Source organism: uncultured Fibrobacter sp. (assembly GCF_946062555.1).
Classification (GTDB): Bacteria; Fibrobacterota; Fibrobacteria; order Fibrobacterales; family Fibrobacteraceae; genus Fibrobacter.
On sequence record NZ_CAMGVQ010000036.1, the window covers coordinates 1 to 13,292 of the forward strand.

At 53.5% G+C, this 13,292-nt stretch carries 6 protein-coding genes; 2 read left to right on the top strand and 4 right to left on the bottom strand.

The window, feature by feature from the left end; translation table 11 throughout:
* Positions 1-141 precede the first annotated feature (141 nt).
* The 3 genes from fabF to gltB all read right to left on the bottom strand — a co-directional run bounded on the left by fabF (position 142) and on the right by gltB (position 7,514).
* Positions 142-1,374, bottom strand: a complete 1,233-nt coding sequence (gene fabF / locus Q0P86_RS10885; RefSeq protein WP_295039406.1) for a beta-ketoacyl-ACP synthase II — start codon at positions 1,372-1,374, stop codon at positions 142-144.
* A 182-nt stretch (positions 1,375-1,556) separates the two neighbouring features.
* On the bottom strand, positions 1,557-2,918 hold the full coding sequence (locus tag Q0P86_RS10890) for a glutamate synthase subunit beta (protein ID WP_295039408.1): 1,362 nt from the start codon (positions 2,916-2,918) through the stop codon (positions 1,557-1,559).
* 177 nt (positions 2,919-3,095) lie between these two features.
* Positions 3,096-7,514: a glutamate synthase large subunit gene (gene gltB, locus Q0P86_RS10895; RefSeq protein WP_295039410.1), complete on the bottom strand. Its 4,419-nt coding sequence runs from the start codon at positions 7,512-7,514 to the stop codon at positions 3,096-3,098.
* Positions 7,515-7,801: 287 nt separating this feature from the next.
* Here gltB and ligA point away from each other — a divergent pair, with 287 nt between their 5' ends.
* Positions 7,802-10,003, top strand: a complete 2,202-nt coding sequence (ligA, locus tag Q0P86_RS10900) for an NAD-dependent DNA ligase LigA (protein ID WP_295039412.1) — start codon at positions 7,802-7,804, stop codon at positions 10,001-10,003.
* Position 10,004: 1 nt separating this feature from the next.
* On the opposite strand, the gene Q0P86_RS10905 is transcribed toward ligA, so the two are convergent.
* Entirely contained in the window at positions 10,005-11,912 is a 1,908-nt protein-coding gene (locus Q0P86_RS10905; protein WP_290996635.1) for an FISUMP domain-containing protein, read from the bottom strand.
* A 555-nt stretch (positions 11,913-12,467) separates the two neighbouring features.
* Here Q0P86_RS10905 and Q0P86_RS10910 point away from each other — a divergent pair.
* The gene (locus tag Q0P86_RS10910; protein WP_295039414.1) at positions 12,468-13,007 is read left to right on the top strand and encodes a hypothetical protein; all 540 of its coding nucleotides are present in this window, start codon (positions 12,468-12,470) and stop codon (positions 13,005-13,007) included.
* Positions 13,008-13,292 lie beyond the last annotated feature (285 nt).

Consider the following 13,292-nt stretch of genomic DNA (forward strand, 5'->3'; position numbering starts at 1 on the left):
CTTTTTTTCTTCCCGATTCAACCTATATCAGTCGCATTGACGGTGAAAATTCGCGCGACATAACAATTGTTATAAAATAAAAAAAAGCCCCCGGAGGACAATCTCCAGAAGGCTTTTGTAAATGCGTAGTGTGTGATGCGACTAGTTGCGGCCGAGGAGCAGCACGCTGTTCTGGCCACCGAAGCCGAAGCTGTCGGACATGGCGTAGTTGAACGAGTGGCTGGTGTTCTTGTTGGCGCACACATCGAGGTGGATGCGTTCGTCCTGGTTGAACACGTTCGTGGTCGCATGAATCATCTGATTCTGCAAGGACTTCACGGTGATGATGGCTTCGAGAGCACCGGCGGCGCCGAGAGCGTGGCCGATCATGCACTTGGAGGAGTTCACCTTGAGGTTGTCGGTAGCACCGGCAAAGACCTTTTCGAGGGCGGAGCATTCAGCAACGTCGCCGAGCGGGGTCGAAGTACCGTGGGTGTTCACGTAGCCCACATCCTTCGGGGAAATACCGGCTTCACGGAGAGCCATTTCGATAGCGAGGCGGACACCTTCGCCGTCTTCACGCGGGGCGGACATGTGGTGAGCGTCAGCACTCATGCCGATACCGGCGATACGAGCGAGAATGTTCGCGCCACGCTTCTTGGCGTGAGAAAGGCTTTCGAGAACAAGGATGCCAGAACCTTCACCAATCACGAAACCGTCACGGTCCTTGTCGAACGGGCGGGACGCCGTCGTCGGATCATCATTGCGCTTGCTCAAGGCCTTCATAGAGGTAAAGCCAGCGAGAGCGACATTGTTCACGGTTTCGTCGGTACCACCGGCGAGCATGATATCGGCGCGACCGAGACGAATCTGGTCATAGGCGGCGGCGATAGAGTGGTTTGAGGTTGCGCAAGCGGAAACCACTGCGTAGCAGGGGCCCATCCAACCGGTACGGTTGGACACTTCGCCAGCGGGCATATTCACGATAGACATCGGAATGAAGAACGGGGAAACACGACCCGGGCCACGATTTGCGAGAGCCACCACGGAGTCGCTATAAATCTGCATGCCACCGATACCGGAACCGATAATCACGCCAGAGCGGGTCGGATCTTCGTTTTCGGGGGTAATACCGGCGTTCTTAAGAGCCTGGAAAGAGGCATACACAGCGTACTGGATGCACCTAGAGAGGCGGGACGAATCGCGCGGAGAAATGAATTCAGAACCATCGAATTCCTTGACGGCGGCAGCTATCTTGATCGGATAGTTGGTCACGTCGAAGCGATCGATCGTTGCGAGTCCGGATTTACCTTCCAGCAGGTTGTTCCAAAGGAGTTCCGGCGTATTGCCGAGGGCGGAAACACACCCCATACCAGTGATTACGACTTCTTCCATAATGCACAAATATAGAAAAAAGGCAAACTTACTTTCTAGTATTTTATCCTTAATTTGTAGAATTATATGAAATTTTTATCATTTTTTTACTACAAAACGACATATAAGCTGTTTTTTTGCCCTTAAAAAAGACAAGTCGTCGCTAGGACAACCTGTCTTTTGTGGAGTCAAGATACTTTTTTCTACAACGAATTCACGACTCGCTTCGCGTCGGCCATGGCACGGACCACGAGGGAAGCACCGTTGGCGCAGTCGCCCACCGCATAGATGTGCCGGGCTGGATCCGGGATAATCGCCGTACGCGGGGTGAGTTGCAGTCCCAAGTCGTTCACGATTCCCTCGGCAGGCACACCGGTGAATCCCATGGCAAGCACCACCAGGTCGGTATCGATGACTTCGGTAGAATTCGGAACTTCAGCAGGCTTGAGGGGACGACCCTGGGGGGACATTTCCCATTCCACGCGAACCGCTTCCACGCCGGCCACGCGACCGTCCTTCACAATGAACTGCTTGGAAGATACGTTCCAGCGACGCTCACCGCCTTCATGCTGGGCGTAGCTGGTACGCAGCATGTACGGCCAATCCGGCCACGGAGTGGACGGAGAACGTTCCTCGGGCGGCTTGGGCATGAATTCCACCTGGAGCACGCTTTCACAGCCTTCACGAATGGCCTTGCCCACGCAATCGTTACCCGTATCGCCACCACCAATTACCAGGACCTTGCGGCCCTTCGCGCTGAACTTTTCGGGATTGCATTCACCCGGCATTTCGGCACCGTGCAAAAAATCGAGTGCAAGGAAAATACCTTCGGCTTCGCGGCCCGGGATTTTCAAGTCGCGGGCATTTGGCGTTCCAATGGCGAGGAACACTTCGTCATAATTCTTATGGATGTATTCCGCCGCGATGTCCTTACCGATTTCGGTATTGTAGACAAACTTGATTCCGGCTGCTTCAAGCAAGGCGATACGCCGGTCGATAATGGACTTGTCGAGCTTCCAGTTCGGGATGCCGTAACGCAGCAGGCCTCCCGCCTTTTCGCGTTTCTCGTAAACAGTAACAGAATAACCCTTACGGCGCAAGGCCTCGGCAGCAAAGAGCCCCGAAGGACCAGAACCGATGACCGCAGCAGTTTTCCCATTGGGTTCAGCTGTCGGGAGCACCACGCGGCCTTCCTCGAAGGCTGTCTCGATGATGAATTTCTCGATCTGGCGCACCATCACCGGGTCGTTATGCACGTTGCCGGTACAGGCGGATTCGCAGAGTGCCGGGCATACGCGGCCCGTAAACTCCGGGAAGAACGCAGTCTTGCTGATGATATCGTAGGCGCGTTCAGCATTCCCGGCAGCAATGGCCGCATTGAATTCGGGAACAAGGTTTCCAAGCGGGCAACCCGCACCATGGCAGAACGGGATTCCACAGGTATGGCAGCGTTCCGCCTGGCCGATGATTTCTATCGAAGTGAGCTTGCGTTCGACTTCGTTGTTGTCCTTGACTCGCTCTTCGACAGGGCGGTAGATGTCGTGTATGCGATTAATTTGTTGCATATCAGATCTCTGGTTATAAATTTTCTTACATGTCATTCTGAGCAAAGCCGTTAGGCGGAGTCGATATAGAATTGTTAGCAACTTTTTGCTATACAATTCTTAGGTTCGAAGGAGCAGAATCTAAAAGCATTTTCAAGGAGATCCTTCGACGCGCTACGCTTGCTCAGGATGACAACTTTAAGCCTTCTTCGCCAACGCGTTCCTGTAATCCACCGGGAAAATCTTCACGAACTTCGGGCGTTCGCTGTTCCAGTTTTCGAGAATGCGCTTGCCCTTCTCGCTACCTGTCGCTTCAACGTGCTGCTTGATGATATCGAGCAGTTCCCTTTCGCTCTCGGTGCCCGGAAGCACGCTTTCCAGGTCGGCGGAATCCACGTTGCAGCTCAGGTCGAAGTGGCCCGTCTCATCGTAGACATAGGCAAAGCCACCCGTCATCCCCGCGGCGAAGTTCACGCCCACGCGGCCTAGCACCACTACCCTACCGCCGGTCATGTATTCGCAACCGTGGTCGCCCACACCTTCGCTGACTAGGAGCATACCCGAATTACGAATACCGAAGCGTTCACCCGCAAGACCGTTAATGAAAATCTTGCCCGAAGTTCCGCCATAACCGATGACGTTACCCGCAATCACGTTGTCTTCGGCCTTGAAGCTTGCATTGCTCGGCGAGCGAACAATAATCTTACCGCCCGAAAGGCCCTTGCCCATAAAGTCATTGGCTTCGCCCTGCAAATCGAGGGTCACACCCGGAGCGAGGAACGCACCGAAGCTCTGGCCAGCGACACCCTGCAAGTGAATCTTGATGGTATCTTCGGGCAGGCCCTTCACTCCGAAGTGTTCGTCCACCTCGCCGGAAAGTTCCGTACCCACCGTACGGTCAACGTTGTGCACCACCGTGCAGAGTTCCACAGCCTTGCCGCTTTTGAGCGTTTCGGCCACGAACGGCAGGAGTTCACGGCGGTCGAAGTTTTCAAGCGGTTCCTTCACGAAGTTCTTGTCGAAGGACTTGATGCTTCCACCCACGGTCTCGAAAATCTTGGAGAAGTCCAGGTTGTGCGCCTTGTAGAAGGCAATGGCATCGTCCCGGTCCAGCAAGTCGCTACGGCCGCAGGCTTCTGCCATCGAACGCAGGCCAAGGCTTGCAAGAATCTCGCGGACTTCGTCGGCAATAAAGTAGAGGAAGTTTTCCACGTATTCGGGCTTGCCCGCAAAACGCTTGCGGTATTCAGGATCCTGCGTAGCGATTCCCATGGGGCACTGGTTCGTATGGCACTTGCGGTCCATCACACAACCGAGACTTACCAGAAGGTTTGTTGCAAAACCGAATTCTTCGGCACCGAGGAGGGCGGCCACCACCACGTCGCGGCCTGTCTTGAGCTGACCATCCACCTGGAGCTTGATGCGTCCGCGCAAATCGTTGAGCACAAGGGTCTGTTCCGCTTCGGCAATACCGAGTTCCCACGGGAGACCCGCGTGCTTGATGGAAGTGAGCGGAGATGCACCCGTACCGCCATCGTGACCGGAAATCAGCACCACGTCGGCATGAGCCTTCGCCACACCCGCAGCAATCGTGCCCACACCCACTTCGGACACGAGCTTCACGGAAACACGGGCCTTCGGGTTGGCGTTGCGCAGGTCGTAAATCAACTGAGCCAAATCCTCAATAGAGTAAATATCATGGTGCGGCGGCGGAGAAATCAGCGACACGTTCGGAATGCTGTGACGGATACGCGCCACAAACTCGTTCACCTTGTGGGCCGGCAGCTGGCCGCCTTCACCAGGCTTTGCGCCCTGGGCCATCTTGATCTGCAAATCCTTCGCATGGCGCAGGTAGTCGATGGTCACGCCAAAGCGGCCCGATGCCACCTGGCGAATCGCAGAACTGCGGATATCGCCGTTAGCCGCCGGAGTATCGCGGTCGGGGTCTTCACCACCTTCACCGCAGTTGCTCATGGCACCGATGCGGTTCATGGCAATGGCAATCGTCTCGTGAGCCTCGGGGCTCAAGGAGCCAAGGCTCATGGCGCCCGCCACAAAATGTTTCACGATAGATTCGCGAGATTCAACTTCAGAAATATCAATCGGCGTCGCCGCCTTGAACTTGAAGAGCCCGCGCAAAGTCGCCTGGCGTTCGGACTGGTCGTTAATCAGCTTGCTATAGACCTTGAACTTCTCGTAATCGCCACCCTGCACCGCCTGGCGGAATGCTGCAAGGGACTGCGGAGTCCACAGGTGCTTTTCGCCTTCCTTGCGGAACGCATACTGACCGCCCGATTGCAGGACCTTGCTTGCATCGGCAAATGCAATCTTCTGGCGCTCGCCCACTTCGCGGGCAATTTCTTCCAGGCCGATACCTTCGATGCGGCTTGCCGTACCCGGCAAGAATTTCTCGATGAGTTCGTGATTCAGGCCCACGGCTTCGAAAATCTGAGCGCTGCGGTAGCTGCGGAGCGTGGAGATACCCATCTTGCTCATAATCTTGAGCAGTCCCTTGTCTACAGCCTTTACATAATTTGCAGCAGCCGTCACCGGGTCCACATCCAGGTCGCCGTTGTGGCACATATTGGTGATGCTCTCGAAAGCGAGATACGGGTTGATGACCGTGGCACCGTAACCGAGAAGCAACGCAAAATGCATCACTTCGCGTACTTCGCCACTCTGCACAATCAGGCCGATTTCAGGGCGAACACCCGCTTCCACCAAGGCGCGGTTCACGCAGGCCGTCGCGAGGAGCGAAGGCATAGGCACGTAGCCCCAGTCGATGTTCTTGTCCGAAAGCACGATGATGTCGTAGTCGTCCTGCACCGCACGCACGGCATCGCCGGCCAAATTCTGCAGGGCCGCTTCCAGCACAGAACCGTCACCGCCCAGCGGGAACTGCATCTTGAGCACCTTCGCCTTGAACGCCTTGTCGCCGATATTCTCGAAGCGACGGATTTCATCTTCCGTCACAATCGGGCGCGGAATCTTAATGAGGTGCGCCTGTTCCGGAGTCTCTTCTAGAATGTTGCCGTGGTTCCCGATGTAGGTCGTGAGGCTCATCACCAGCTCTTCACGGATTGGATCGATAGGCGGGTTCGTCACCTGAGCAAACAATTGCTTGAAGTAATTGAACAACGGCTGCGGCTTGTCCGAAAGCACGGCAAGCGCGGCATCGTTACCCATGGAGCCAATCGGCTCTGCCCCGTTCTTGGCCATAGGCTGCAAGATGATGGAGAGGTCTTCTGCAGAGTAGCCAAAACGCTTCTGCTGCACCAGAATGTCGTCGGGAACTTCGGACGGGTTGATTTCACTAAAGAGCCCGCGAACGCTCATCTTGTTTTCGGCAACCCAGCGGCGGTAAGGCTTGGCGCGGGCCACCTGCGCCTTCATCTCCGCATTCTTCAGAATACGGTGGTTTTCCAAATCCAGATAAATGATTTCGCCGGGTTTGAGGCGGCCCTTTTCTTCCACCTCGTCATCACGCAAATCCAGCACGCCCGTCTCGGAGGCCATCACGAAAAGGCCGTCTTTACACAGAGTGTAACGCGCCGGACGGAGGCCGTTGCGGTCGAGAATCGCACCCGCATTCACGCCATCGCTGAACGCCACGGCGGCTGGACCATCCCACGGTTCCATAAGCATAGATTCGTATTCGAAGAACCCACGCACATCGCGACCCAAGTAATGCTTTTGGCCCCAAGCCTGCGGCATGAGCATCATCATCGCATGCGGAAGGCTACGACCCGCAGCGACGAGAAGCTCAAACATGTTGTCCAGACTAGCCGAGTCACTCTGCCCCGCCGGAACCAGCGGCAAGAGCTTCTGCAAGTCATCGCCGATAATTTCGCTTTTCAGCTGCGGCTCGCGAGCGCGCAGGCTGTTCAGGTTACCGCGCAGGGTATTGATTTCGCCGTTATGAGCGAGGTAGCGGAACGGGTGCGCCAGCGGCCACGTAGGGAACGTATTCGTGGAGTAGCGCTGGTGAACAAGGGCAATCGGGCTCTCGAAATCGAGATCGTTCAGGTCCTTGTAGAAACTCTCAATCTGGCTGGCCAGAAGCAGGCCCTTATAGACGATGCTACGGCGGCTGCAGCTGCAAACATAAAGACCCTTGCAAGCCTTTTCCATCAGGCGACGCACCACATACAACTTAATATCAAATGCGCAGTCATTTTCAAAAGCGGAACCGTCAAAGAACACCTGGCGGATATGCGGCAAGGTCTCGCGGGCCGTGCGGCCAATCTTTTCGGGATTCACCGGCACCTCGCGGAAATTCAGCACCTTCACACCCTCGGCAGCGGCAATCTCCGTGATTTTCGCGTCAAAGGCATCCGCCGCAAGCGTATTCTCCACAAAGAACATCGCCACGCCGTAACGCGCAGGCAGTTCCGGGTACAATTTGCAGAAAAACTTGTGAGGCATCGAAAGCAAGAGACCCGCACCGTCGCCGGTTTCCGGGTCTCCACTTGCTGCACCGCGGTGCATGAGCCTCTTCAAAACGGTAATGCCCTGCAGCACAATCTGGTGCGAGGCAACATTATTAATATTGGCGACCAGGCCAACACCGCAGGCGTCGTGTTCGTTGGTCGGATCGTAAAGTGCTTGAGCGTTCATATATATCCTTTTCTAGTTTTTTGCGCTCTGTTTATGCAAAAATCGTGCCAAATCTCAGCACAACCCGCCAATTATTGAAAAAGCGGAAAGAAAATGTAAAGCAACGAAAAATCATCTCATCTAGCAAATTTTCAAAATTTCATATCTTGTAAAACTAAAGTCGCTATTTACATTTTTCGTAAAATACAACCAAGGAACTTCTTAAACACTCACATAACCGCTCCGCAAAGAGACCTTTTTCTACATTTCTATAAAAACGCACTTATCCGACCTGAGTAATTTTGACGATGGACCAGAAAGATATTGACCGCACACGGTATTTTGAACTAAAGAAACAGCTAGAAGAAGCAAGCCGACTTTACTACAAGGACGGCTACTCCCCTATGAGCGACCAGGATTTTGACTTTGGGCTCAAGGAGATGGAAGCGCTCGAGGCGAAATACCCGGAACTGCGCGGCAATGCATCGCTCACGCAGCGGGTCGGCAGCGACTTGACGAACGACTTCGCGAAAGTTTCGCACGCCGTGCCCATGCTCAGTATCGCGAACGTGTACAGCGCCGAAGAAATGGCGGAGTTCGTGAAAGCCGCGGAAGAAGGAATAACTAATCTAGACGAGAGAACGGACCTTCGGTCCTACAGACTAGAGACGAGAGAAGAATTGTCTACTAAAGACAATCTCTCGTCTTTCATCTCCCCTCTCTCGTCTAAAAAATGGATTTGCGAGCGGAAAATCGATGGAGTTTCACTTTCCATCGTGTACGAAAACGGACGCTTGAAGCAGGCGGCCACCCGCGGCGACGGCGCCCAGGGCGACGATGTGACCTTAAATGCGCTTACGATAGCCGATATTCCCGAATACATTGACGCCAAGAAACTAAAAATCGACCCGAGCGAAATCCCGCAGGGCACTTTCGAAGTCCGCGGCGAAGTCTACATGGAGCGTGAAGCCTTCGAACGCCTGAACGAGCAGTTCATCTTGGAAGGCAAGAAAATTTTCCAGAACCCGCGCAACACCGTCTCGGGTTCGCTCAAGCTCAAGAGCGTGGCCGAATGCAAAACGCGACCGATGCGCTTTTTTGCCTACCACATTCCGCAGAGTAACAACAAGACGCACGAAGAGAACCTGCTGCAGCTCAAGAAGCTCGGGTTCCACACCAACGACTACTGGACTGCGGACACCACCGACGAAATCATGAAGATTTCGGAGCAGATTGGAGCGAGCCGCGACAGCCTCCCCTTCGAAATTGACGGCATGGTCGTAAAGCTGAACGACCTTGCCATGCAGCGTGCCCTCGGTACCACAAGCAAGAGCCCGCGCTGGGCCATCGCCTACAAGTTCAAGGCCGAGCGCGCCTACACGCCGCTCCTTTCTGTGGAATTCCAGGTGGGCCGCACCGGGGCCGTGACGCCCGTGGCGAACCTTGCCCCCGTGCGCCTCGCGGGCACCACCGTCAAGCGCGCCACCCTCCACAACTTCGACGAAGTCTCGCGCCTGGACCTGCATTACGGCGACACCGTCGGCGTCGAGAAGGGCGGCGAAATCATCCCGAAAATCACCGATGTCAAGAAGGAGCTCCGTCCGGCGGGGGCCGTCCCCGTGACCGCCCCCGAAAAATGCCCCGTTTGCGGAGAACCGCTCACCCACATCGACGACGAAGTCATTCTCCGCTGCGAAAACATGCACTGTGCAGCACAGGTACAATGCCTGTTCGAGCATTTCGTGAGCCGCGAGGCCATGAACATCGAGAACCTCGGCCCCGCCCTCATCGCAAGCCTGATTTCCACGGGCAAAATCAAGCGCATTCCGGACCTGTACCGCCTTACGCTCGAAGACCTGGAATCCCAGGAGCGCATGGCCAAGAAGAGTGCGAAGAACGTCTACGACGCCATCGCCGCCTCCAAGGAACGCAGCCTCGAAAACCTGCTGCACGGTCTCGGCATCCGTTTTGTGGGCCGCACCAGTGCCCGAAACCTCGCCAAGCACTTCCGCACTCTCGAAGCGATCCGTACCGCCACCGTCGAAGACTTGCAAAACGTCACCGACGTCGGAGAACGCATCGGGAAATCCGTCTACGACTTCTTCCACACCGAACGCTACACGCAAGAAATCGACGAACTCGTAGCACTCGGCTGCCCTACCGAATTCAAGGGAGTCGTAAAGACGCTTTTCCAGGGACAGACCGCCGTCATCACCGGAACGCTCCCGAGCATGGACCGCGATGAGGCCCGCAAGCTAATCGAAGAAAACGGCGGCAAGGTCAGTGGCTCCGTAAGCAAGAAGACCAGCTGGGTCCTCGCGGGCGAAGCCGCCGGAAGCAAACTCACCAAGGCAAACGAACTCGGAATCCCCGTGCACGACGAAGCGTGGCTTTTGGCGCAGATTGCCGCCAACGCAGACGAAACGACAACCGAGGGCAAAGAAAATCCCACTGGTAGTGCCGACACCAAGGGAGCAACCAACGCCGGCGAACAGATTAGTTTATTCTAACCTATCTTGCAGACTCGGGAGCCTTGGCGCTCCCCGCCTTATTTTTCACGCACCTAAGCGAAAATGCTGAGTGTTCAAAATCTTCCGCCGTTGCGAAATCATCCTTGGAATTAATCAGGTTCCAATAAACGGCACCCATACCGGCGCCACCTTCGGCAGCCCAAAAATAAGCACTTGACCCCAGCTCGGCATACTCGCCATCAATATAGCGACTCCCTGCAGGAAGTGCGTTAAATCCGCTCGCATTGTTTACAGGTTCTCCGCCCTGCACCCAGCCATCACGGCTTTTCAGCGCCGCCCCCAATCCCTTGCGCAAGCCAACAGCGTACTTTCCAAGGCGCAGCCATTCTTCTTGCCGCGGAATGTGCCAACCATCGGGACAAATCCCCTGATGATCCTGCGCAACCGCTTCTAGCGAAGCACTGTCTAGCGAGCTCTCGATAAAATCTTCCGGAAGACGCATCGCCACATGCCACGGATAAAGCCGCCCGTAATTGCGACAACGATTATCCTTGTCCTCGTAACAGAAACTCCCTAGGGCTGCAAAGCGCAAATTTTCGGCCATCCACACCTCTTCACCAACAGCAACCGTCCTGTAACGATTTCCATCGCGAATATCCGTAAGCGATGTGCTGTCGTACAATTCATCGTCATCCGGCGGATCCATCAGGCAACGCACAGAATAAGCATTGTCCTTCATTGCAGACTCCATCACAAAATCATCATTATCATAAGGCAATGTCCAAGCAAGAGCCCGCAGGGAATCCCCCTCTGTCCCAGACCAGAAACCCGTAAAGAACTCCCGGCCAACAAAGACACCCATCGTGTCGCGATATCCTGCAGCAAGCCCCGTAAAACCAAAACCGTCCTCCCCCAACAGGACATCGTCGCTTTCTTGCCATCCTTCGCGTGCACGCAAATTCGTTCCCGCACCTACGGCATCATCAATATCCTTTAAATACGCAATCAAGTTCTGAAAATCGAAAACCGTCGGAATATGCCAACCATTCGGACAAATTCCTCTCGGCTTGCGTTTCATAACAGAATCTCGCGCAACCGTTTTAGAAAACTTTTCATCAAGTTTCATTACCACGGTCCACGGATAAAGCCTGCCATATTTTTCACAATTTTCTTCCTTGTACTCATAGCAAAAACTTCCCGGCACATTCACATTCAAGTTATCGACCATCCAAACCTGGTCACCAATGTGAACAGTCCGAAGCACCTTATTCTGCACCTTAACCACCTGCGGAACAACCTTGCGTGGCGGCGGAGGAGGTTCCTTGACTTCGTATAATTTATCTTCTACACATCGGATAGAAATTCCGTCATCCTTGCCGGAATAAACCTTTTCTAAAGTTCTTGAATCATACATCAGGTTCCAATAATAAGCTCCACCGTCATCAATCTCATTTGAAGACCAAAACTGCGTCGTTCGACCCAAGTCCATAAAGCCGCTATAAGGTTGCTTAATGCCGGCCGGAATAGCGTTGAAACCAAATTCGTCGGATGCCGCCGGTATACGCAACTCCTTCTCCCACAATTCGGTTGATTTCAGGCTTATTCCCACACCATCGCTAATCCCCTTTTTAGCGACAAAATATTTAAGCTTGTACCAGTCCTTATTCGTTGGTACATGCCAACCGACCGGACACGCATCATGGTACTGCCCCGGTTTCAATTTGGAGAAATCAAATTTCTTAATGGAATGACTATTGTAATAGTCACTCATCCTCATGGCCATCGCCCAATCATAGAGTCTGCCATACCTTTCGCAATTATAGTCTTTCTTGTCGTAGCACCAGCTCCCCTTCACATTGAAGCGCAAATTTTCGGCAAACCAACGCTGCTCCCCGATCTGCACCGTCTTATAGGTGCGACCATCACGGATGTCCTTAAAATCGGGCATCTTCTCAACATGTGAAAAAGCCACCCCTACGCATAAAAAAACTGGGACAAAAAATCTCATATTCCACCCATACGAAATATTCTATATAAAATATATACAAAGAATACGTAATGCAAATACTCCAACTTGGAATAGCGAAAAAAAAACTAAATCTGCGCAAAATTTTCTATAAAAGGGGAAATCAGTGTTTAAATCGCAATTCATTTCATTCCATTCGCTCCATTTGGGACTCGTGTTCATGTTCACACTACTTATAGCGGCAATTTCGTGAGCGGACGAATTCAAGCAAAAAAAATTCGAAGGCGTTGAAATTGCCGTGATCCCCGATCGAACTTACACCACAGACTCTATTTGTCCGACGCCCGATATAGACGTGCCCGACAGCCTCAAACCGTTTGTTAAAGACACAGATTACAAAGTTTATTGCTATGACAACGTAAATGCCGGTGAGGCAACATTGGTCGTCAAGGGTATCGGGAATTACGCAGACACAATTAAGACGATTTTTATAATCAATCCTCAATCGTCAAGGTTCCCACCGCAATCGAAAACCTGGTGTATAACGGCAAAGTTCAGACGCTTGTGACCGCTGGCGAAGCCCAAAACGGAACGTTCGTTTACAAGTTGGCAAGTGAAGAAGCTTATTCCGAATCGTTACCGACCGCAAAGGACGCTGGCACCTATACCATCTACTTTATGGTGCAGGGTAACGAAAACTATAATAGCACTGAAGCTCAAAAGATTACCGCGACAATTGAAAAAGCTCCGAAATCATCGAGCGCCAGCGTCGTAGTTTCAAGCTCCAGTGAAGAGGTTGAATCAAGCTCTAGCGAAGCGCCCACCCCGCTTGAATTCGCAAGGAATGCAGGCGCATTAAAGGTTGCTTTCGCCCAGAACGAACTGATGCTAACGACTGCTGCCGCCTCCGAACTCAAGATATTCATCTTCGACATGCAGGGCTACCTCAAGAAGGAATACCGCGGATATTCCAACGGAAGCCACAACCTCTCGCTGAATCAAATGAACCGCGGCTCGTACATCACACGAGTGATTCCGGGAAACTGCGTGCAGACGCTCCGCATCAATGTCCAGTAAAGCTCAGACCGCAGCAACTCCCACAATTCAAACAGACCCGCCATAACGGCGGGCCTTCTCTTTAACGGAACATACAAAAAAGCCCCCGGCTTTTGACCGGAGGATTTTTATGGATCCTATCGCCCCTACGGGGCTCCAGGATGACTCAAGCAGTTATCCGTGAGCGACACAGCTCCAAGTGTTAAGCTGGAGCGGTCGCGAGAGGACCGGCTCCAGGGTACGGACTTAGCAGAGCTTAGCCGGTCCGGTCATATCCGTGAGCGAAAAAGCTCCAAGCGTTAAGCT

What these genes read in the sequence shown, in the direction of transcription:
- fabF (WP_295039406.1), bottom strand. Translation starts at nt 1,374, where the DNA reads ATGGAAGAAGTCGTAATCACTGGTATGGGGTGTGTTTCCGCCCTCGGC.
- Q0P86_RS10890 (WP_295039408.1), bottom strand. Translation starts at nt 2,918, where the DNA reads ATGCAACAAATTAATCGCATACACGACATCTACCGCCCTGTCGAAGAG.
- gltB (WP_295039410.1), bottom strand. Translation starts at nt 7,514, where the DNA reads ATGAACGCTCAAGCACTTTACGATCCGACCAACGAACACGACGCCTGC.
- ligA (WP_295039412.1), top strand. Translation starts at nt 7,802, where the DNA reads ATGGACCAGAAAGATATTGACCGCACACGGTATTTTGAACTAAAGAAA.
- Q0P86_RS10905 (WP_290996635.1), bottom strand. Translation starts at nt 11,912, where the DNA reads ATGCCCGATTTTAAGGACATCCGTGATGGTCGCACCTATAAGACGGTG.